At 48.6% G+C, this 23,775-nt stretch carries 17 protein-coding genes; 12 read left to right on the top strand and 5 right to left on the bottom strand.

What is annotated here, in order from left to right; all coding sequences use genetic code 11:
- The first annotated feature begins 137 nt into the window (after nt 1-137).
- From OXH00_20965 to OXH00_20950, 4 genes are all read left to right on the top strand, one after another.
- Nucleotides 138-1,325: a CoA transferase gene (locus OXH00_20965; GenBank protein ID MCY3743493.1), complete on the top strand. Its 1,188-nt coding sequence runs from the start codon at nt 138-140 to the stop codon at nt 1,323-1,325.
- A gap of 72 nt (nt 1,326-1,397) precedes the next feature.
- The gene (locus tag OXH00_20960) at nt 1,398-3,662 is read left to right on the top strand and encodes a prolyl oligopeptidase family serine peptidase (GenBank protein ID MCY3743492.1); all 2,265 of its coding nucleotides are present in this window, start codon (nt 1,398-1,400) and stop codon (nt 3,660-3,662) included.
- Between the two features lie 83 nt (nt 3,663-3,745).
- The gene (locus OXH00_20955; GenBank protein MCY3743491.1) at nt 3,746-4,804 is read left to right on the top strand and encodes an RNA methyltransferase; all 1,059 of its coding nucleotides are present in this window, start codon (nt 3,746-3,748) and stop codon (nt 4,802-4,804) included.
- 85 nt (nt 4,805-4,889) lie between these two features.
- A complete protein-coding gene (locus OXH00_20950; GenBank protein MCY3743490.1) occupies nt 4,890-5,627 on the top strand; it encodes a hypothetical protein in 738 nt (245 codons plus the stop codon).
- Between the two features lie 150 nt (nt 5,628-5,777).
- Here the strand turns inward: OXH00_20950 and OXH00_20945 are convergent, their stop codons facing one another.
- From OXH00_20945 to OXH00_20930, 4 genes are all read right to left on the bottom strand, one after another.
- Complete coding sequence (locus OXH00_20945) at nt 5,778-6,863, bottom strand: Gfo/Idh/MocA family oxidoreductase (GenBank protein ID MCY3743489.1); 1,086 nt, start codon at nt 6,861-6,863, stop codon at nt 5,778-5,780.
- 105 nt (nt 6,864-6,968) lie between these two features.
- Nucleotides 6,969-8,054, bottom strand: a complete 1,086-nt coding sequence (locus OXH00_20940; protein MCY3743488.1) for a Gfo/Idh/MocA family oxidoreductase — start codon at nt 8,052-8,054, stop codon at nt 6,969-6,971.
- A 71-nt stretch (nt 8,055-8,125) separates the two neighbouring features.
- Complete coding sequence (locus tag OXH00_20935) at nt 8,126-9,214, bottom strand: Gfo/Idh/MocA family oxidoreductase (GenBank protein ID MCY3743487.1); 1,089 nt, start codon at nt 9,212-9,214, stop codon at nt 8,126-8,128.
- 205 nt (nt 9,215-9,419) lie between these two features.
- Entirely contained in the window at nt 9,420-10,373 is a 954-nt protein-coding gene (locus tag OXH00_20930; GenBank protein ID MCY3743486.1) for an HNH endonuclease, read from the bottom strand.
- Between the two features lie 315 nt (nt 10,374-10,688).
- On the opposite strand from OXH00_20930, the gene OXH00_20925 reads away from it, so the two are divergent.
- The 4 genes from OXH00_20925 to OXH00_20910 all read left to right on the top strand — a co-directional run bounded on the left by OXH00_20925 (nt 10,689) and on the right by OXH00_20910 (nt 14,559).
- Nucleotides 10,689-11,483, top strand: coding sequence for a hypothetical protein (locus OXH00_20925; protein ID MCY3743485.1), 795 nt, complete (start codon nt 10,689-10,691; stop codon nt 11,481-11,483).
- A gap of 465 nt (nt 11,484-11,948) precedes the next feature.
- Nucleotides 11,949-12,782 (top strand): hypothetical protein, encoded by an 834-nt coding sequence (locus OXH00_20920; GenBank protein MCY3743484.1) that lies wholly within the window; start codon nt 11,949-11,951, stop codon nt 12,780-12,782.
- 6 nt (nt 12,783-12,788) lie between these two features.
- Nucleotides 12,789-13,592 (top strand): hypothetical protein, encoded by an 804-nt coding sequence (locus tag OXH00_20915; protein MCY3743483.1) that lies wholly within the window; start codon nt 12,789-12,791, stop codon nt 13,590-13,592.
- A gap of 103 nt (nt 13,593-13,695) precedes the next feature.
- Nucleotides 13,696-14,559 (top strand): formylglycine-generating enzyme family protein, encoded by an 864-nt coding sequence (locus tag OXH00_20910; protein MCY3743482.1) that lies wholly within the window; start codon nt 13,696-13,698, stop codon nt 14,557-14,559.
- Between the two features lie 669 nt (nt 14,560-15,228).
- Here the strand turns inward: OXH00_20910 and OXH00_20905 are convergent.
- The gene (locus OXH00_20905) at nt 15,229-16,449 is read right to left on the bottom strand and encodes a thiol oxidoreductase (GenBank protein MCY3743481.1); all 1,221 of its coding nucleotides are present in this window, start codon (nt 16,447-16,449) and stop codon (nt 15,229-15,231) included.
- Nucleotides 16,450-17,521: 1,072 nt separating this feature from the next.
- Here OXH00_20905 and OXH00_20900 point away from each other — a divergent pair.
- The 4 genes from OXH00_20900 (at nt 17,522) to OXH00_20885 (ending at nt 23,744) form a co-directional block, all read left to right on the top strand.
- Nucleotides 17,522-17,995, top strand: a complete 474-nt coding sequence (locus OXH00_20900) for a hypothetical protein (protein ID MCY3743480.1) — start codon at nt 17,522-17,524, stop codon at nt 17,993-17,995.
- Nucleotides 17,992-19,299 (top strand): PQQ-like beta-propeller repeat protein, encoded by a 1,308-nt coding sequence (locus OXH00_20895; protein MCY3743479.1) that lies wholly within the window; start codon nt 17,992-17,994, stop codon nt 19,297-19,299. Before OXH00_20900 ends, OXH00_20895 begins: the two co-directional genes overlap by 4 nt.
- A gap of 24 nt (nt 19,300-19,323) precedes the next feature.
- The gene (locus tag OXH00_20890) at nt 19,324-22,317 is read left to right on the top strand and encodes an insulinase family protein (GenBank protein ID MCY3743478.1); all 2,994 of its coding nucleotides are present in this window, start codon (nt 19,324-19,326) and stop codon (nt 22,315-22,317) included.
- Nucleotides 22,318-22,394: 77 nt separating this feature from the next.
- Nucleotides 22,395-23,744, top strand: a complete 1,350-nt coding sequence (locus tag OXH00_20885; GenBank protein MCY3743477.1) for a PQQ-binding-like beta-propeller repeat protein — start codon at nt 22,395-22,397, stop codon at nt 23,742-23,744.
- The last annotated feature ends 31 nt before the right edge of the window (nt 23,745-23,775 follow it).

Below are 23,775 nucleotides of genomic sequence, written 5' to 3'. Positions count from 1 at the left end.
TCAGCAAGTTATTCTGTCGGAGCGAGCTGCGCTCGCGACCTCTTACCTGAACGATTCTGTAGAAGCGAGCTGCGTTCACGACCCTTTATTCAAGCGTCATTTAATTGCACCTGCTGAACCATACAGGAGAAACGATAATGCCAGGTCCACTGGACGGCATAAAGGTCTTAGATTTGACACGCGTCCTCGCCGGTCCCTACGCAACAATGCTACTCGGCGACCTCGGCGCAGAGGTAATCAAGATTGAACAACCCAGCATAGGGGACGAATCTCGGAACTTCGGTCCCTTCAAAAACGGGTTCAGTCTCTATTTCATGAGCGTGAATCGCGGTAAACGGAGCATCACACTCAACCTTAAAACCGAACGTGGACAAGCCATATTCAAGCAGTTGTTAGCACACACCGATATTGTCGTGGAGAATTTCCGACCCGGAACGATGGAAAAATTGGGGTTGGATTACGACACGCTGAGAACTGAGCATCCTTCGCTCATCTACGCCGCGTGTTCAGGTTTCGGACAAACCGGCCCCTATGCACAACAGGGTGCTTACGACATGATCATTCAAGGCATGGGCGGCATCATCAGCATCACGGGTGAACCGGAAGGACCGCCGGTACGCGTCGGCACCTCTATCAGCGACATCACCGCAGCCCTCTTCACGACAATCGGTGTTCTCTCGGCACTACACCACCGCAACCAAACAGGAAGGGGACAGTTTGTAGATGTCGCGATGTTAGATAGCCTCGTCGCTGTCTTGGAAAACGCTGTTGTCCGCTATTTCGCCACAGGCGAGGCACCGAAACCACTCGGTGCGAGACACCCCGCCATTACACCGTTTGAGGCGTTCGCATCTGCGGATGGACACGTTATCATCGCACTCGGAAACGATACCCTCTGGGCAAAATTCTGTGAGCATGTCAATCGGCAGGATCTCATTTCGGATGAACGTTTCCAAACAAACGCTGATCGGACGGAAAATCATGCGGAATTGTTCCCGATACTTTCGGACATTATGTCCCAACGGGTAACCGACGACTGGATCGATGCCCTTGGACAAATTGGTGTGCCGTGCGGGCCTATCAATACAATGGACAAAGTGGTGAGCCATCCACAGGTACAAGCGAGAGAGATGATTGCCCGTGTCGCGCATCAGATTACCGGTAAAGTTGAAGTTCCGGGTGTGCCGATCAAGTTATCGGAAACCCCCGGACACGTGGAGGCACCTGCACCGAGTCTCGGCGAACACACAACCGAGATACTGACCGGCGTACTGAAAATGTCTCCAGACGAAGTGGCAAAGTTAAAACAAGACGGCGTTATTTGAAAATAATAACGGAATACTTATAACTGATTGCTGATAGCCAATGGCTGATGACTAACCCTCAAAGGAGTTCGCATGTCAAACAACACTGCACAGACATTACACGGAACGAACCCGTTAACAGCGGAAGGGGACCTCGCCGCACAGATGGTTGAGGTGCTTGACGGTTATGTTACTAACGCGGTAGCGAATTCCCTTGAAAAACGGGAGACGTTGTGGCATCGCGACTATAGTTCTCATGATGCTTACGCTGAATCTGTGGAACCGAATCGGGAACGGTTTAGAAAACAGATCGGGTGTCTTGATGAACGGCTGCCGATTGAGGCACTGAGTTACGTCGCCACGACAAAAGATGACACACAGATCACAGCAGATGAGAACTACACCGTATCCCGCGTCCGTTGGCGGGTGTTTGACGAGGTAGACGGTGAAGGGATGCTCTTGGAACCGAAGCACAATGTCCCGATGATCGCGCAGGTCGTCGCGCTCCCCGATGCCGACTGGACACCGGAGATGGTAGCCGGTGTAACAGACGAGTTACCTACAAATGCCCAGTTTGCGAGACGTTTGGCAAAGGCGGGGTGCCGTGTCGTTGTCCCGCTGCTTATCAACCGTGACGATACCTATTCCGTTAACCCAACCATTGATGCGAAAACGAATCAACCCCACCGCGAGTTCATCTATCGGATGGCGTATCAACTCGGAAGACATATCATCGGATATGAGGTGCAGAAGGTGCTATCGTTAGTTGACTGGATGTCCCTCTCCGACGTGCCGATTGGTGTTATCGGTTATGGTGAAGGCGGACTGATTGCCCTCTACAGTGCAGCGGTTGATACACGAATTCAGGCGACGACTGTCAGCGGATATTTCCAATCGCGACAAGACGTATGGAGAGAACCGATTTACCGGAATGTATGGGGGCTGCTACACGAATTTGGCGATGCCGAAATCGCAAGTCTCATCGCACCACGTCCACTGATGATTGAAGCGAGTCGTGGTCCTGAAGTCGCTGGACCGTCGCCACTTCGGGAGGGTCGCGGCGGTGCTGCACCCGGACAACTCGTCTCGCCACCAGTAGACTCCGCCAAGGCAGAGTTTAGCCGCGCACGCGACTTTTATCAGCAACTCGGTAGTGAAGATGCCCTACACCTCGTTTCTATCGAGGATGGATTGCCGGGTTCTCAAGAAACGTTAACCGCGTTTCTCACCGGACTGGGTGTTGAAAATGGATATATTGACGGATACCACGCTACTGCTTCAAGAACAGTTGACGATTTTGACTATGAAGCACGGCAAAAGCGGCAGTTTATGCAACTCGTAAATCTGACACAACGCTTTTTGCGGGAAGCAGCGTCGCGGCGGCAACAGTTCTTCTGGGAGAAGACCGATACCGCTTCGATCGAACGGTGGGAGGAGACATGTAAGGATGCCAAAACCTATTTCTGGGACGATGTTATCGGTAGATGTCCCTCTCCTGATGTTCCTGCCAATCCAAGAACTCGGCTCATTTATGACGAACCCCGTTGGAAAGGCTATGAAGTCGTCCTTGATGTCTGGGAAGGCGTTTTCGCTTACGGCATCTTACTCCTGCCAAATGATCTGCAGCCCGGTGAACAACGTCCCGTTGTTGTCTGTCAACACGGTTTAGAAGGGAGACCACAGGATACCGCCGATCCGAAGATAGAATCTGTCTATCATTCCTACGCTGCACAGCTAGCAGATAGGGGATTTATTACCTACGCACCACAGAATCCTTACATCGGTCAAGATGCCTTCCGCGTCATTCAACGTAAGGCGAACCCGATAAAATGGTCGCTCTTTTCGTTGATTATCCGTCAACATGAACGGACGCTCGATTGGTTAGCGGGACTCCCCTTCGTTGATGCAGATAGACTCGGATTTTATGGGTTATCTTACGGTGGCAAGACAGCCATGCGTGTTCCCGCAGTGCTGGATCGGTACGCCTGCTCAATCTGTTCCGCTGATTTCAACGAGTGGATCGTCAAAAATGCGACCTATGATTCTCGGTATAGTTACATGTTCACGGGTGAATATGAGATGCCGGAGTTTGATTTAGGGAACACATTCAACTACGGCGAGATGGCGGGTCTCATCGCGCCGCGCCCGTTTATGGTGGAGCGCGGACACGACGACGGTGTTGCACCCGATGAGTGGGTCGCGCACGAGTTCGCAGTCGTCCGACGGCTTTACGTCCGATTGGGCATTGCCGATAGGACGGAGATAGAATTTTTTGATGGCGGACATCAGATTAATTCCGATGGCACCTTCAGTTTCCTACACCGCCACTTAAACTGGCCCGAATCACCTTCAAAGTAAGTCTCTAAACCTAACTATTAGGTTTCGTACAATCCTGACAACCGACATCTGAAAACTATTCTTCTGACCACTGAAAGAAAATCATGCTTTATTCCATTATCGTAAGCGCGGGGTTAGAAAACCTTGCACGTGAAGAATTATCTGAACGTTTTAGCGACACAGGACATCTGAAAATCTTGGAACGCAAACCGCAGCGGCTCCTCTTCCAATACACAGGGAATCCGCGGGAATTACTATCCCTGCGGACAGCCGAACATCTCTTTCTCATCTTGAAGCAGCTGCCGAAGATGACCCGTTCACGCAGCTCGTTAGCGGCACTCAGCGGTTCACTTGCACGCTTCAATTTCAAAGAGATGTTTGAATGCTGTCGGCAGGTAGGGATCCGCGTCCGAAAACGAACACCGTTTCGGGTAACAAGCCGACTCTCAGGAAAACGTAACTTCCGACGCGTTGACCTCCAGCGCGTCGTGGAACAAGCGTTATTGAAGCGCGGCTGGTATCTGAACTCGGCAAACTCAGCATTGGATGTCTGGGCAGAGGTACATGGCGACGACGGGTATATCAGCGTCAAACTCTCAGGAAACGATATGGCGCAACGTCCCTACAAACACGCACACATTCCTGCATCCCTCAAACCGACATTAGCATACAGTATGGCGCGCCTTTCGCGACCCCATCCAGAGGATGTCTTTTTGGATGCGATGTGTGGTGCCGGAACTATCCTTTTGGAACGGGCACTTATCAAGCGGTATCGATACTTAATTGGGGGCGATGTCTCTGCAGACGCTTTAGACGCTACCGTGGCGAATTTCGGACGGAAACATCAGCCGCGCCAATTCTTTCACTGGGATGCACGGAGTTTACCGTTAGGATCGAATACTGTTGATAAAATTGTTTGTAATCTCCCGTTCGGAGAGACAATCGGAAATGTCTCGCAACTTACGAATCTGTATCGCCAGTGTCTTAGAGAATATGAGCGTGTCCTGAAACCGAGAGGGAGGATGGTGCTACTCACTTCTCAAGACGCTCTGCTTGATGATGAACTAAAACAGCGACGTTCTCTCAGGGTTGCCCAGAAATTGACGGTAGATGTGCGGGGGATGCGGGCACGGATGTCTGTTATCTGTCCCAAAACACGGTAGAGGCGGTTTGAAAATAGCAGTCGGCAATCAGTAGTCAGTAGGTACGGTTTTATACAAAATAAAACCTGGTTAAAGGAACATTATCATGAAATTAACAATTGTTGGATGCGCTCTGTTTTTTTTCACGTTCTCTGTGTTGGCAGGAACGTTTATTGAAACCTTTGATGACGCAGATTTAGAAGAGTGGCAGGAACTGATCCGAAACGATGCTGCACCGGGCTCTTGGGAGGTAATTGATCGTGAACTTCACGCAATAAGTGTTGATGGATGGACACGTTTACTCACGATTGGAGACGAGACATGGCAAAATTATACCGTCGAAGCTAGGATCAAACCACTTCAAAAACATGGTCGCGGCAGTTTAGTGATTGCAGCGCGGATCAATGAAACTTGGCTAATGTTCTGCGAGATTGGTGACGATTTGTTCCCTGAATCAAACGCAAATTGTCGTGTCGGCGATTTCCACGACCTCGTCACAGTCATCCTCTACCTTGAAGCTCATCCACCTTTGAGACTAGACACTTGGTATACCCTGAAGTTAAGTGTTAAGGGAGGTGCCTTCATTTTTTGGGTAAATGACACAAAAGTCGTCGAGACTGGACAGGACTTCATTTTCTGGCGTGGTGGTCGAGAAGTCATTAATCAGAAAGCAGGTAATTTGGATCGCTTTCTTACAGGAGGTGTAGGCTTTGGCCTTACAAGTTATACGGCGAGATTTGATAATATTATCATCACTGGTAAAGGGATTCCAGACAAGGGAAGATTGTCAGTAATGCCTGGGACGAAGCTTTCCACAACATGGGGAGATCTGAAGGATTTTTAGAGAAGTATATTGAGGAACGCCTATTAGGAGCGACCTCCCGGTTGCGATTCCTAAGTTTGTCTGAGTCACGTATGAAAAAGGCGGGGTTGCAAACCCCGCCAGCAAAATATATTATCATTTGTGCGGGTTCCGAACCACACCGAAGAATACCTAAATCTTCGGCACCCTCACCGCAACCTCTTTCCCCGCTGCATGTGAACGGAAAATACCGTCCATAATCACATTCGTGAGCAGAACACCCTCTGGCGGTATCGGTGACGGCGCGTCCGCTTTGACAGCTTCACGGAACGCGATCATCTGTGCCGCCCAGTTATCGGACTGCGGGAACCCTGAGAACTGGATCGTCGTCATACCTTCTGGTGGGTTCGGTTCCGCTGTTAATCCCTCCGATTCGACAAACTTCTTGAGTTCACCGGCATACGCATCGGCATAAATAACCGGTCCACCCAACGAGAAACCCGCTTTCGTCCCAAGATGGAAGTTGCCGCCGAGTGAGTCCTGATGCACCGCCCAAGAGATTTTGAACACCATCACACCACCATTGTCAAACCGCACCCACGCTGCACCGAATTCTTCGACATCCATGATCCCTTTAAATCTCGGATCCTGCTGCGAGATATAATCCTCGGTAATCGCGGAGACACGCACCGGTTTCGGATACCCCATCGCATACAGCGAAGCGTGCATATTGTAGACACCGATATCCACGGTTGCCCCCGCCCCCGCTGTCTTTTTATAGATGAATGTATGTCCAGGATTCCCGCGTCGCCTGCAGCCTGCAGACTCAGAATAGTAGATATCGCCGAACAATCCCGCGTCGAACGCTTTTCTGATGAATTGGATCCTCGGATCAAACGTAGGATTGAGACCGATTTGTAAGATTTTGCCTGATGCCTTCGCTGCCCGCACCATCGCGGTCGCATCTGAGAGTGTCGCCGCCATCGGTTTTTCACAGAGAACATGTTTACCGGCGTTCAACGCTGCGACCGTTGGTCGCCGATGTCCCTGATTGTAAGTGCAGACACTCACCCCATCGAGTTCATCCATTTCAAGCATTTTGTTGTAACTTGAAAAAGCGTTCTTTCTCGGAACACCCCACTCATCAGCGGCTTGGTTCGCCTTGCTTTTAATGATGTCGCAGACCGCGATGATCTCGAAACCACCGACTTTCTCGTATGTGCTCCGGTGCGCACGTGAAATGCCACCTGTACCAATAATACCAACCTTGACAGTCATACCCTTATCTCCTCATAATGAATTTATGGTCAAAAATAAAATTATGTAGACACTAAAATATACCGTCTCCACTGACAACTAACTGCTGATGACTGACTGCTATACCTAAATCTCCGGCACTCTCACTGCAACCTCTTTTCCTGCTGCATGTGAACGGAAGATACCGTCCATAATCACGTTCGTCAGCAGAACGCCTTCTGGTGGTAGCAGCGACGGTTCATCCGCTTTGACGGCTTCACGGAACGCTGTCATCTGTGCTTCCCAGACATTGACCTCAGGAAACCCTGATAACCGGACCGTCGTCATACCCTCGGGTGGGTTCGCTTCTGCGGTGAGTCCTTCGGATTTGACGAGTTTCTTAAGTTCATCGGTATAGGCATCGGCATAGACAACCGGTCCATTCAGAGAGATACCCATTTCTTTACCGAGGCAGAAACTCGGACCGAGCGAATCTTGATGGATCGCCCAAGAGATTTTGAACACCATCACACCGCCATTGTCAAACCGGACCCATGCGACACCGAACTCTTCAACGTCCATGATACCCTTAAACCTTGGATCCTGCTGCGAGATGTAATCCTCTGTGATGGCAGAGACGCGTACCGGTTTCGGATACCCCATCGCATACAACGAGTTGTGCATATTATAGACACCGATGTCTACGATTGCACCCGCCCCCGCGGTCCTTTTGTAGATGAACGTTCGTCCAGGATTCCCGCGTCGCCTGCAGCCTGTAGATTCAGAATAATAGATGTCGCCGAGCAGTCCTTTGTCAATCACTTTTTTAGCGAATTGGAGTCTCGGATCAAAGGCACTTTTGAGACCGATCTGCAAGATTTTGCCCGACGCTTTCGCGGCGCGTACCATTGCGGTCGCATCAGGGAGCGTCGCTGCCATCGGTTTCTCACAAAAGACGTGTTTACCGGCGTTCAAGGCTGCCACTGTCGGACGGCGATGGCCTTGGTTGTAAGTGCAAACACTGACCGTATCAATTTCGTCCATCTCAAGCATCTTGTTGTAGCTGGTGAAGACGTGTTTCCTCGGGACACCCCACTTATCGGCAGCCTCGTTTGCCTTGCTTTTGATGATGTCGCAGACCGCAACGATCTCGAAACCGCCTACTGCCGTATAAGTCCTATGGTGTGCCCGTGAAATACCACCTGTACCCACAATACCGACTCGAATTGTCATACGCTTATCTCCTCATCAGAATTTACGTCCACTCTTTTGCTGACGAGGTTTCCAATCTCGTCTACTGACGGCTATTCAACCTCCGGCACTCTCACTGCAACCTCTTTCCCCGCTGCATGTGAACGGAAAATACCATCCATAATTACATTCGTGAGTAGGACACCCTCTGGGAGTATCGGCGATGGTGCGTCCACTTTGACGGCTTCACGGAACGCCGTTATCTGTGCTTGCCAGACATCGACCTCTGGGAATCCAGAGAACTGGATCGTCGTCATCCCTTCCGGTGGGTTCGCTTCTGCGGTGAGTCCTTCGGATTTGACAAGTTTCTTCAGGTCATTTGTATAAGCATCGGCATAGACAACGGGTTCGTTCAGAGAAATACCTGCTTCTTTACCGAGACAAAAACTCGGACCGAGCGAATCCTGATGCACTACCCAAGAGATTTTGAATACCATCACACCGCCATTGTCAAACCGGACCCATGCGACACCGAACTCTTCAACGTCCATGATACCCTTAAATTGCGGATCTTGCTGGGAGATGCAATCCTCGGTAATCGCGGAGACCCGCACTGGTTTTGGATACCCCATCGCATACAACGAATCGTGCATATTGTAGACACCGACATCTACGATTGCGCCGGCACCTGCGGTCTTTTTGTAGATGAATGTACGTCCCGGATTCCTGCGTCGACTACCTCCTGTAGATTCAGAATAATAGATGTCGCCGAGCAGTCCTGAATCGATCAACTTCTTAGCGAATTGGAGTCTCGGATTAAAGGTGCTGTGGATACCGATTTGCAAGATTTTGCCCGACGCTTTCGCGGCGCGCACCATTGCGGTCGCATCAGGGAGCGTCGCTGCCATCGGTTTCTCACAAAAGACATGCTTACCAGCATTCAACGCTGCGACCGTTGGACGGCGATGGCCTTGGTTGTAAGTGCAAACGCTGACCGTATCAATTTCGTCCATCTCAAGCATCTTGTTGTAGCTGGTGAAGACGTGTTTCCTTGGGACACCCCACTTATCGGCAGCTTCGTTTGCCTTACTCTTGATGATGTCGCAGACCGCAACAATCTCGAAACCGCCTACTGCCGTATAAGTCCGCTGGTGTGCACGTGAGATACCACCCGCACCCACAATACCGACTCGTATCGTCATACGCTTACCTCCTAATCTATAGATCCTTATTGGGTAGACGCGCTTTGTAATCGCGCCGCGTAACACCTGTGGGAGGGGTTTCTAACCCCGATTCTTTCTGATCTTTGCTGACTGCTGAAAACTGAATGCCTCTGTATGAGTTTAGACGAAACGAACTTGCAATGCAAGCGAAAAATCACGTCCATCGCACGCGCAACGGATTAGGTTATCGTCTGAAAATTTTCTCACGATGCCATGCCAAGGCATCTTGAGCAGGATGGTATTCTTCGTCTGCAGGCAACCATATAGACTTACCACGCAAGGTCGTTAGCAGCCACTCTGTTGGTCCACGTTCAATCATAAGTTCTGAGACAATCACTTCATAGTTCTTGTCGAAAGAAATCAAGCCATTGTCAAACGCCCAGTGATGCAGCCTGCAAAGAGAAATTCCATTCCGGACATCATTGTTTCCTGAAACCTTGAACGGGATGATGTGGGCAGCTTCAGTTACGCTCTCCCCATCCAGTGTTAGAACATACAATTGACAAACTGCACAAGTGTAATCGTAAATTCGCATGATCGCTTGACGGAAACCTGCGGTGCGAATCGGATTATCTGTTTCTGTTGGTGCCAACGGTTGTAAAGATGAAAATGTTTGTTTGACTTGCCGCAGTAGTGCCTGTCTGTACGCATCAATATGTTGTCCTTCAGTTATAAGACTTTCGATATCTGCCTTAAAATCTGTGAAATAGGTATCTATAAGGGTTTGACGGATTACTTCTCGGTCATGGGTATTCGTAAGTAAGAGGAAAAGCTCATCATCAAAACTTGCGGATGAAACAATCTCACGAAGGCGAGAGACCGTTTTAATTTGGGTGGCAACTTTTAATGCTGTTTCGTATCCAGCATTTGCTTGGAGGTGCCAGAACCCTTCACTTTTTAAATGAAAAAATGGTAGGGCGAGGTTGGGTTTTCGGTCAGTCACTATTGACCAATATTTCATGAAAATCTCAAACAAATCTGGAGATGGTGAGACTTTATTTTCACGAATCTGTCCTTGCTCAATCAGTTCAACGATGGCTAACAAGAGAATGGGCTTATTAGGTGCTGCTCCGTGTGCCCTATCTACTCGTAAGCGTTTCATCTTTTGGATATGTTTTTGTAGAATATTAGTAGACATTTTCTCGTGACACTCTTAAGTGAAGGTTGATATAGAGGTTAACTGTTCTCGAATAGAGCAATTTTATCATATCTCTGAGAAGAAAAGTTAATTTTTTGCAAGCACAATTTCCATTCAAAAAACACCTCCAATTCCTGAAAATCCTTCAATCCGATAAATCCCAGTTCAGACGAATCGGTTTCCGTCAGCGGTCAGCAGTCAATACGCAAAGATTTCCATTTTTCTTGACATTTCTGTTTAACCGTGTTATACTGAACTCGATGATAAGATTGGATAACGAATCAGCTTGAAACAGCAAATTAGGGGGACACGGAAATGAAAAGGGTATTTTGTTTCGCATCAGTTCTCGTGCTAATTTGCACGAGCTACACATTTGGACAGGATGTCGCTGTGTTTTATGACGCAGCTGTTGAAAACGGTGGCGGCTTAGCTGTCCCGAACCCGAGTCAGTTAGCAGAAATGATCGTAGAAGAACTTGAGGATAGAAAGTTAACTGCTGAAATAGTGGATAGCGACGAGTTAGCGGCATATATGGAGGCGAACCCACAGGGTATCTATATCATCACGCAAGGGAATACCCCAGGGACAATATTTAAGAAGGAAGGCAAGAAAGACTTAGTTTATACATGGTTAAGGGGAGGCGGCATCGGTGGATTCATCGGCGATTACGCCTTCTACTATTATTGGGATAAAGGGGCACGTGTTACGGCTGCCGGTGCCGGGCAGCAGAGTGTGTTTGGTGCTACAGTCACAAATGGCACGGTTTCGCAAGTCAGCCCGACGGATCTTGGGAAGGAGTACATACCTTCTCTCAAAAAGTGGAGTTCAAATCGTGCATCAGGTCTCGCTGTGTTGAAGGCGAACGATTTTAAGTATGAGAGTTATGCCGACGACGGCGTAAATGCAGATCCAATCGCTTACCAAACAAAAGACATGAAGGGGTGGTTTATCAACTTCCATACCTCGTGTTGTGGAACAGCCATACCACCAAATGATCAGATCGCTACGGAATACGCAGAACTCATTTCAAATCGTTTTGCGACCGCAAAAGCGGTGGATCCAACCGGTAAGGTGAGCGTTGTATGGGGTCGATTAAAATCACTTCAGTAGTCCTTCAACATTGGAACTTTCCGTTAATTTGTAGCCTCGATCTCCATATTGAGGCTACAGTCAATTTTGCTAAACACACTTGCTAATTGTTGACAACTGATAACTGAAATAGGACTTACGTATCAGGATGCTGTTCGGATGGATGAACTTCGGAAACCTTTGTGTCCGTCCGAACCTGAACGCACGCAGGGAACCCAGAGACCCTGTGGAACATAGTACGGATGAACGTCCATTGCGTAAATTCTGTAAAAGAAAACCGAAATTTTCTAAAAAAACAAATTATTTACTTGACAAATTTTTAAGAAAAAAGTATTATAAACAATAGTAATCGATGAAAACATGCAAAACGTATGAACTTTGCAACAAAAATGCGTTGACATCGTTTAGCATTATAGGTGTATCAAACTACAGGATATTCTATGCAATGTCCGTGTTTCACACGAAAAGATATAGGAGACTATTCTTATGAGACTATCTATGATTGTCACAGGCGTTTTATGCGCCGCAGTTCTCGTATTCTCGGTACCTACAGTCGATGCCGCGAATAAAGTAGATGTTTTCATCTACACAGACACAACGCAGTGGATTGACCAAGGGTCCGCAAAGAAAGAAGCCGAAATTCTCGCAGAAGAGATCAAAGGAAAGAACGGCATCGGTGAAGTCCTCCTTCACGGTCCCGCGAAAGAGGTCGAAGCCTGGACGAAAGATCACGCCGTTGATAACGGTCATCACATCATTGTGATGTTCGGTGATGTTCCCGTTGAAATTTATGATGTTGGTAAAGATAAGAAGAAAGAGACGCTTGCTGAGGAATTCCTTGATGCTGGCAATACCTTCTCAAACAGTGCCGACTATTTTTTCTGGGGCGTAGGAGGCAGGAATGAAGCCAATGGGCTCCAAAACATGATGGACATCCCAGACATCGTTCAATGGGATGACAATACCGCGATGAAAGTGACGGCGGAAGGGAAAGACCTCACGCCGACTTTGAAAGACTACGCTACTGATCGTCCTTTCCACCTTGACCAACTTGATGGCGATTGGGTCTTGGAAGTTGCATTCGCGACAGAAACCGGAAAAGGCAAAGGTGCGAACCGTTGCGATCCGTGTATCGTCCATAATACAAAGACGAATGGACGACTCATCCAAGTTTACCAAACTGCTGGTCAAGCAGACCCGAAAGGTTTAGTCATTTCCGAAATTATCCTCAATTACTATGTTGAAGCTGTGGGCGCACTTGACGTCGACCCGCAAGATAAACTCCCTACCGTATGGGGGGATATTAAAACCAGGAGGTAACGCTTAATGCGTACAATTTTTCTCTCACTAACGCTCATTGCGTTAATGGCACTCCCTTTAGCACCCGTCCTTGCCGCCGGTGAAGTCGCTATCTACACCGGAACCACACAATGGATCGACAAAGGGGCTGCCGATGAACAGGCACAGATCTGTGTCGATATGCTCAATGATGCCGGGATCTCTAACTTCTGGCTCGACAGTGATGGCGATATGGATGCCTTAGCCGATTGGATGAAAGATGTCACCGGCGACCAAGGCTTGGATGTCTGTGTCCTTTACGGTGATCTTCCACCAACCCTCTATCCGGATGGTAACGCGCAACCGGAAGGTTCTATTGGTGAGACTTTCATTGAAACCACCGATGGCGATGCATTTATTAACCACGCCGATTACATGTTCTGGGGCTTAGGCGGCAGAAACGAGGTCGGCGGTTTACAGAATATGATGGATATTGAGGGTATCACTATGTGGGACGATAATACCCCATGTAACGTTACCGATGAAGGTAAATCCATCTCACCGAGTTTGCCCGATATCCAGTCCGATCGTCCGTTCCACGTTGATGAACTCGATGGCGATTGGGAAGTCGAAGTCTCCCTCGCACAAAACGATTCCGGCACCCGTGCCGATCCGATTATCGTCCGCGATGGAAACCTCGGTAGACTCATTCCTGTGATACAGACCGCAGGTGGCACCGAGCCAAAGGGTGCTGTCGCTGCTGAAATTATCATCTGGCTCATGTCGACAACACCGGTTGAACCCGCTGGCAAGATCTCCACTACATGGGGTGCCTTGAAAGCTGACCGGTAGATCTAATCTATAGTCTCAACATTCCCTTTGTAGGTGTCCTTCAAAACACTTCTACAAAGGGAATGTTCAATTATACTTAAACCTCTCAGCTAAAAAATCAGAGATGAAATTTAGCAAACTCAGTTACCTGTTTACACTCTTCATCCTCGCTTTATTGGTACTTGCCTGCCACGACCCTATAGAGTCACCGCTTGTTGGTACCCTGCCCCTCAAAACGATCACAACCGCCAAAGATAACGCAGTCATGGTTTATGTGCCCGCGGGTGAATTCCTCATGGGAACCACTGATGAAGATATGGAAGATTTCAAAGAATTCTTTCCACTCCGCGATCCCGTCCGGTATGATAATGAGCGTCCGCAACGCACCGTCTATGTCGATGCCTTCTATATTGACAAATTTGAGGTGACAAATCAGCAGTATAAGCAATTCCTTGCTGAGACCGGTCATGAACCTAAGCACTATTTAGACTACGAACCGCATAATGCGCCGGATTTCCCTGCGGCTGTCTTAACTTGGGAAGATGCCGCCGCCTATGCGAACTGGGCAGGCAAAAGGTTACCCACCGAGGCGGAATGGGAAAAAGCCGCACGCGGCACAGATGGACGGCACTGGCCCTGGGGCAATGAATGGGACGACACAAAGCTCAGCGGAAACGACGGCACAGGGCTGAGGGATGGGTATAAAGAGACCGCACCGGTCGGACAGTTTCCACAAGGCGCGAGTCCTTACGGCGCACACGACATGGCAGGCAATCTCTGGGAATGGGTAGCAGATTGGTATGATCCGAATTACTACCGTAACGCACCGACCAATATCAATCCGACGGGACCCGAAACCGGTGATGGACATGTGCTAAGAGGCGGCGGTTGGGCTGAGAACCACGACTTCACGCGATGTGCAAGCCGTCTCGGTGGAAACCCCGGTTCACTCATCCGAGGTTTCCGATGCACAATGGACGCAAAGTAGTTGGCACGCCCCATGTGCCATAACCCTTTTCTAAACATTCCCTTTTTTCACTGATCGGGTTGTAACTCCCCAACCTAAAATGTCCAAGTAATTGAGGGTTTTCCATTACTCGCGGCGGAAACTTCGTACCGCAAACTGTTAGTTTTCAGGAAACCATTAGACGCAATAAGGTTTCCACCCATGTCCTGCAAAGACCACAATCTAACAGATCGTGGTACAAAATAAAACTGCCTTTACTGACCACTAATTATTAAGACTTACACATTTCCTCTTAAAGTTCCCTTGATAAGGGGATTTAGGGGGTTGAAAACGTCTCAATATCTACTTTTTACGCGCAAAATATCCCTTTTCTGCTAAATTTGCGTAAGTCATGGAAAAATAAGAAGTTGTAATCGTTAACGCGGTTGAAGACTGCGCTCAGGATTAGAGTAGTTACGGTTAGATGAAGTTTAAGTAAATATTTCGGTAATAAACGGGCAATGAATTGCCCTACTACAAACAGACAGGTTCGTAGTCGTGCGATTTATCGTACGTTCTGACATTACCGATTTAATAAATTAATCTTCATGAAACCGTAACTACCGTGTTTGGTGTTAAGGGCATTTCAGCATAGCCATCTGCCATAGGAGCGACTGATGCTCTGTCGGCAATCGAATAGATACTGCATTGCTAAAGCGACTTAATAAAAGCAATGACTGCCTGCTGATCCGTTTCAGACAGATTAAAGAACGCTTCCTTTGCGTTCTGCGCCTCACCGCCGTGTGCGCGGATGGCACCTTCAAGCGTCGTTGCGCGCCCGTCGTGGAGGAAAAAGGGTGTTCCGCCCAAGAACTCTGCGACCAATCGCGTTCCCCAGAGTGGTGGCGTTCGCCACTCTCTACCTGTGGCAGAACCATCCGGACGGTTATCGGCTAATTCCTCACCCATATCGTGCAAAAGCAGGTCAGAGTAGAGGTGGACCTCTACTTCGTTCAAAGCATCAATGGGAGACGGTCCCGTCTGCATCGTTGGAACATGACACGAAGCACATTCAATCTTGTTGAAAAGTGCCTCTCCGCTTTTGATCTTTGGTGTAATCTCGCCGCGTGGCGGTGGTGAAAGCAAGCGCAGGAAAACGATAGTTTCCATGACGGTTAATTTATCAATCTCTGGATCGGGAACGGTGTCTCCCTCATGAAAATGTTCCTCAGGGATAAAGCCGTTTGTGATACCAATATCTTGTTGGAACGCTTCTGCAACTTGCTGAACAAGTGACGAGACTTGTGCCTTACGACTGAACCTTCCAAATTGTTGACCAGGTCCACTTCCGATCTCGGTAGATGGGACGTAATCCGGCGGTGTTACCCAGTTAGGTCTACCGGAAATACCATCGCCATCGGCATCGGTCTCATCGGCGTATGACAAAATTGTTTCAACGGGAATATTTTCAATGAGTCCCAACCCAAAAATGGGCGGCGGGAGCCGTGTCGATTTATTGACATCCACAGGAAGTACTTCGTAAGGTGCCCCGGGAATAGCTTTGTTTTGAAACTGAGGTCCACCCAAATCAGGAATAAGGTCATGTCCTATACTAAATCGGGTAAGTGCTAAATCTGGCGTACCTCTACCATTTCCGGGGTGGCAACTTATACAACCAGTATTATTGAAAATTGGCCCCAATCCTTCCTCTACTGTGAAGACTGTTGTAAAGGCCTCTTCTCCCCGTGCAAAAGTTGCGTTCAAGTCGTGAGATAGCATATCGAAAGGTGTCTCGAAATCACCAAGTGGGGATTCAACAGTATCGTCTGGGGGTATTATTAGCTGCGGAAATTTAATCCTACCGTCACACCCATTTATGAATGCGAAAGCGATAAGAGCAACAAAAATTGAAAGCAAAGTTAGCTTTTTCAAGGGTTTCTCCTTCTTTTTCGTAGATTTTACAATTAACTGGACCTCGCTGCTCGGCGCGCCTACCAATGAATGTAGGAGGCGCAATGAACTACGCGACTATAACGGTTACCAGTCGTTTTGATGTATAATATTTATGGGTCTGTCCTATCCATAAACTGCACCAAAATAAACCAATGTTTGTGTAAACACATTGTGACAGTCTACAGGGAGGGTTGACAGGCATGTCAACGAAAAAGAAGAATATTTTAGGCAACTCACCCTATAGGGAGCTGGTTTCCATTTTAACCGCACAGAAAGCGAACTTTCTGGTATGATAGAAACCAGCGCTGTCATACTCTGATTATGGCAGTGCTAAGCGTTGCTGGTGTCGTCATCACCGGCGACGCACCTAAAAGATTAGGCAGCAGCCCGACGCAATCCACGCGCTCTCGTGAATTTTTAACGTCACATATATTGTAGCACTTATACAAAAAATGTGCAAAAAAAAAAATAAATAAGGTTCCAAATCAACATATTTAGAGTGTCTCAACGCTGTAATTGCGAAAATTAGCAATGAAATTCCGCCAAGAACGCTATAGCAATTTTCCATCCTTGAATCTTGCGATTGTACACGTTCAGCAAACATGTATTCATACATACATGCTTATTTGTATACGGGTATATACAAGGTAGCAGACACGCGCTACATAGGCATCAATTTAGTGTGTAAATTAGAGAATTTGTCCTATTTTAGAGTGGCACAAACTTTAAGCAACTTTCAGTTAGGGCTTACGCAATTTATCAAACACCTCTTGTAAGAGGGGAAACACCCCAGCAAAAACACTCCGATTCCCGACTTAGCTTATAAAAGCAGCAGAGGATCGAAAACGCAATGGATCCTTGGCAATAGAAATACATCCGAAACCAACGAGACCTACAAAGTAAATTCTCGGATCTGCGTAAGTCCTAATTATTTGACATTCACGACTATACTGTGCTATACTTCATTCGGAAATAATCGCTGTTCACGCATCCGTGAATCCTTGACAAGCATTCCATAAATTAGGTATAATAGATAGGTAGAAGCAGCACTTTGAAACAGATTGTTACGCACGCAAACCCAGACTTAGATGCTATTGTCAGCGCATGGCTCGCCCAAGACTTCCTCTTCCAAGAGCAGGAGTCCGAGGTTTTGTTTGTGAGTCGCAAAGTCCCCGAGAAATTGATGCTGCATGCCGACTGTCTCGTGGATGTCGGTAACACCTATTGCCCGGAAAATTACCGGTTTGATCACAAACCGCCTGCGTTTCAGGATAGGAACAGCACGTGCGCAACTCGGCTCATCTGGGAATATCTGTTAGACATCGGTGCTGCCGTTTCACATCTCGAACCGCTTGTGGAAATAACGTATCAAGGCGATACGCATCGCAATTCGGAAGCACTTAAACAGAGTCGAATCAACGGAGCGCATGCAGAATTAACGAAATTAAAAACTGAATACAGAAATACCACAGAGGTCTACCAACAGATGGTTCTCTGGCTGAGGAGTTATACAAAACAATCATGAAGCAACTTACATATCTACTTGTAGTACTCTTTATCATCGCGGGATTCGCGAGTGCAGATGAATGGTCTCAATGGCGCGGTGAAAATCGCGAAGGTGTTTGGAACGAAACCGGCATCATTGAAAAATTCGAGGGACCGGAAATTCCGATCCGCTGGCGTGTGCCTATCGGGAGCGGCTACAGTGGTCCCAGCGTTGCTGACGGACGCGTCTATATTACGGATCGTCTCGATAAACCGAAACAGGTCGAACGCGTTCACTGCTTCGATTGGGAAACCGGGGAGCAACTCTGGTCTTACACCTATGATGCCGTATACAAAATCGACTATACAGCAGGCCCCCGTGCGAATGTTACGATCCACGATGGACTCGCTTACGCCTTAGGCTCGATGGGACATCTTCACTGTTTCGACGCTGTTACGGGTGAGGTCGTATGGAAAAGAGATCTCAATGCCGAATATAATATTAATATGCCGATCTGGGGCATCGCGTGCGCACCGATTGTTGAGGCGGAAAACCTTATCGTTCAAATCGGCGGTAAGCCGGATGCCTGTATTGTCGCATTTGACAGGAAAACCGGTGAGGAAAAGTGGAAAGCATTGAACGATAACGCCTCTTATTCGGCACCTATTGTCATCACACAGGCAGGCAAACGCGTCTTAATCTGTTGGACAGGTGCTAACATCGCCGCCCTTAATCCAGAAACGGGAGCCGTACACTGGCTCTATCCGTTCCTACCGAAAAGTTTTGAGATTGCTATCGCTACCCCTATTTTCGATCAGAATGAATTGTTCGTTACTGAGTTCCAGCAAGGATCTCTTCTCCTGAAGCTGTCATCGGATGAATTGACAGCAGAACGCATTTGGCATCGCAAGGGAAAGAACGAACAGAACACCGATGCACTTCAGACGACAATGGCGACACCTGTCCGAATAGGTGATTACATCTACGGCGTGGATAGTTACGGTGAACTCCGTTGTCTCGATGCCCGAAACGGGGATCGGATTTGGGAGGACCTCTCTGCTGTGCGGAAGGCGCGTTGGAGTAACATCCATTTCGTCAGCCACCCGGTCTCAGGAGATAACAGGGTCTGGATGTTCAACGAACACGGCGAACTCCTCATCACGGAACTCTCTCCTGAAGGGCTTAATATTATCAGTCGTGCCAAATTAATCGAACCGACACGCGACCAATTGAACCGCAGAGGCGGTGTTACATGGTCACACCCAGCGTTTGCCTATAAACATGTCTTTGCCAGAAACGACAACGAACTTGTTTGTGCTAACTTAGCAAAGAACGAAAAATAAAAGGAATCCACGGAGGCTAAAATATTGGAAACGATCCGGATGCCGGAGGTAGACTTACGCCCCGGCGAACAACTCCACGGCTTTGAGGTAAAAGCCGTTACACCTATCGACGAATTACGTGCAGTGACGGTTGAATTGGCGCATCAACATAGCGGTGCTCGTTTACTGCATCTCTATACAGAAGATACCGAAAATCTTTTCTCCATTAATTTTCCGACCCCGCCATCGGATGATACCGGTGTCCCTCATATCCTTGAGCACGCAGTGTTAGCAGGTTCACACAAATTTCCGGTGAAAGAGCCGTTCTTTGAGATGATTAAAATGAGCATGGCGACGTTTATCAACGCCATGACAAGCTCCGATTTTACCTGCTACCCCGTCTCAAGCAACGTCAAAAAAGACCTCTTCAACTTAGCGGAAGTCTATTTTGACGCGGTCTTCCATCCGCTACTGACGGAAAACACCTTCAAACGCGAAGGACACCATCTCGCACCCGCTGACCCAGATAACCCGACTGGCGATTTAAAAATAACAGGCATCGTCTATAACGAGATGAAAGGCGCATTCTCAGACCCTGAGGCTCGGTTATACCGGTCCATGTCGAATAAACTTCTCCCTGATACGCTTTACGCCTGTGAATCCGGTGGTGACCCTGTTGCTATTCCCGACTTAACTTACGCCCAGCTCAAAGCGTTCCATGAAACCTATTATCATCCGAGCAACGGCTATTTCATTCTCTACGGCGATATTCCAACGAAAGATTACCTCGCCTTCCTCGCCGATAAGTTAGATAAGATCCCGAGGAACGCCGCAAGTACCGCATTGCGTCCATTGCGACCAGAGGTCACACACCAACCCAAATGGGATGCGCCTCGGACTGTAAAGGATACCTATCCGGTTGGGGCAGATGAACCGCTCACGGAAAAGACATATCTCATGCTCAGCTGGCTCATCGGGGATGCTACTAACGTCCAAGAGGTCGTCTTGGGGCAGATTTTGAGCCTCATTCTGATGGGTAATGAAGCCGCACCGCTCCGTAAGGCGATTATTGATTCCAAACTCGGTACCGACATTGCTTCCGCCAGTGCGAGTTCTATCGGTCCCGCAGCTATTTTTTATGTCGCCCTTAAAGGGAGTGAAGCCGATCGCATTGAAGCGTTCACCCAATTGGTCACCGATACCCTAATACAGATTGCGGATTCAGCGATTGATAACGAAAAGGTAGAAGCGGCATTTCAACAATTGACCTATCACTATCAAGAAGTTGCCTCAATGTTCCCGCTCCGTATGCTCTATCGCGTCATCAATGGCTGGATCTATGAAAAAGAGTCGGACACGTTCCTAAAGATCAGAGAGACGTTCGCTGATGTTCATCAACAGTGGCTGGAAAATCCATCAATTTTCAGCGACTTCATCCGCGAAAACTTCATCGAGAATCCACATCGCTTGACCAATATCCTATCTCCTGATCGGGATATGCAGACGAAAATGGATGCGGAACTCGTCGAGCGGATGAAGGAAACCCGAGCACAACTGACGGATGAAGAAGTGCAACGGATTGCCGCTGATGCCGCTGAACTTGAACGCCTTAATGGTGTGCCGAACCCACCAGAGGCACTCGCAAAGCTGCCGCAGCTCCAAGTTAGCGATCTCCCAGAAAAACCGAAACATATCCCCACAACGGTTGAAAATGTCGGTGGGCAGGATCTGCTTCACAACGATGTTTTTGCCAACGGTATTAACTATCTTGTGCTGAATTTCAATTTACAAGGGTTACCGCAGCACCTCTGGGCTTGCATACCCAGATACGCCGATGCAATCAGTAAACTCGGTGCTGCTGACATGAGCTATGAAGAGATGGCGCAACGGACATCAGCGGTTACCGGTGGGATTGGATGCTCACCGTGGTTTTCTACACACGCGCTTGATCCGAATCGCTCTATGCAGAGCATGTCGTTTAACCTTAAAGCACTTGATGGGAAAATGGATGCCGCACTGGATGTCCTCCACGATCTGATTTTCGCTGTGAACCCGCGCGATACTGAACGCCTCCAGGATGTGCTAACGCAAGCCGTCGCAGAATATCAGACAGAGATGATTCATGACGGTTCGAGTACGGCGATTCATCACGCTTCACGTGGACTCTCATCGAACGCGCATCTCGCTGAAATCATCTACGGTCTGCCACAGCTCCGCAGCAGCGAAAAACTTCTCAACGGTTTTGACGAACTTAATGCCGACCTTATGGGTCACATAGAAGGGATACGCGATTTCCTGTTGACACGTGGACGGGTGACCGCCAGTTTTACGGGTTCAGATACCGCTTTTGAAACGACGCGAACCAAACTCGGTGCGTGGCTCGGCGCGATGCGGGACGAGCCTGTTGCTTCTGAATTGATTGCGTTCCAGCAGTTTGAGACACCACCAAGAGAAGGATTGGCGGGTCCCATTCAGATTGCGCACTGCGCGCACGTGATGCCGGCACCGCACTATTCGCACCCGGATTCAACGCTGCTGACGATCGGGGCGCATCTCATTCGGCTCGATTACATACTGAGTGAAATCCGTTTTAAAGGCAATGCTTACGGGGCGAGGTTCTCCTATAGCCCTTCCGAAGCGGTCCTGTGTCAATCCTCATTCCGTGATCCGCACGTCGCTCGCACGATTAACGTCTTTGAGCAGACTGTTGATTACGTTAAACAGGTGGAATGGACGCAGGTAGATATAGACCGTGCGATTATCGCTACGGCGAAAGATGGTGAGAAACCGATCCGTCCGAGCCAAGCCGCAAGCGGTGCCCTCGGTCAACACCTCGTTGGGCAGACGCGCGAGATGCGGGAGGAACGCTACGCCCAACTCCGTCAAGCAACCCCGGCTGAGGTAAAACGGGCACTCCTTCAACTTTTGGAGGAAAACAGGGATAAAGCCGCTGTCTGTGCCGTTTCCAGCCGCGAAAAACTGGAAGCCGCAAACGCCGAATTAGCACAACCGTTGGTCATTGAGGACATTTTAAGTTAAACCTGTTTGGACACACTCTTCCGCGGTAGGGGGTTAAAATGCCCTACCCTCACACTAAAAATTGAAAGGAATTGAAAATGAGAAGCATCGCAATTTTGACAATCTGTATCTTTGCTTTAGCAGCCGTAGCCACAATTGCCTCGCAACCAGTGGATTTTGAGAAAAACTGGCATCACTGGCGCGGCCCACACGCAACGGGTGCTGCGATTGACGCGAATCCACCTACGACATGGAGCGAAGACGAGAACATCCGATGGAAAGTCGCTATCCCCGGTACAGGACACGCCGCGCCGATCGTCTGGGAAGATAAAATCTTCATCCAGACCGCAATCAAAAGCGAAGCACCCCCAGAAAAACCAGAACAGGAAGCAGATGATGGCAATCCTTTCAGCGGTTTCTTTCAAGAGAGACGCGGCGGTCGTGGTGTCGCGGATATATACAAATTTGACCTTATCGCACTTGACCGCAGCAACGGGGACATCCTCTGGCAGAAAACACTCCGTGAGATCAAACCGCACGAAGGCACTCACCAAGATGCCAGTTTCGCTTCTAATTCGCCTGTAACCGATGGTGAATTCGTCTACGCCTACTTCGGTTCGCGTGGACTCTATTGCGTTGATATGATGGGTAACGTAAAGTGGGAAAAAGACATCGGCACAATGTATAAGCGTAATACATTCGGTGAAGGCAGCTGCCCAGCACTCTATGAAAATACACTCGTTATTGTGCAGGACCACGAGGGTGATTCCTTCATCACCGCTATTGACAAACGAACAGGTGATACCCTCTGGAAAACTGACCGCGATGAAAGAACAACTTGGTTCTCGCCTATTATTGTTGAGCACAATGGAAAAGCACAGGTGGTTACGACAGGCACGAACCGTGTCCGCAGTTACGATTTGGCAACCGGCGAGCTTTTATGGGACGGCGACGGTTTGACCGCTAACAGCATCCCTTCACCCGTTGCTGCTGATGGGTACGTTTATCTTATGAGCGGTTTCCGAGGCAGCGACCTGCAGGCGGTTCACCTCGCAGAGGCAACGGGCGATATTACCGACTCTGAAGCGATTGTCTGGCGACATAATCGCAATACCCCTTATGTGCCATCACCGCTACTCTATAAGGATACGATCTATTTTTTGAAAAGTAACGACGGTATCCTCTCTGCCTTTAATATCACGGGCGTATCGCTCTACGGACCTGAACGGTTACAGGGTGTCTCTAATGTTTACGCCTCAATTGTCGGTGCGGCGGATCGGATTTATATCGCTGGGCGAAACGGCACAACGAATGTTATCCAATATGGATCCCAATTCAAGGTTTTAGCAGAAAATAAATTAGATGACAGTTTCAATGCATCGCCTGCGATTGTGGGTTCGGAGTTGTACCTCCGTGGCACGCATCATCTCTACTGCATCGCGGAATAATAGTTATTGGTTTTCAGTTATCGGTTGTCAG

This window comes from Candidatus Poribacteria bacterium, from assembly GCA_026706025.1.
Lineage (GTDB): Bacteria > Poribacteria > WGA-4E > WGA-4E > WGA-3G > WGA-3G.
This window is presented reverse-complemented; position numbering and strand designations above follow the sequence as displayed.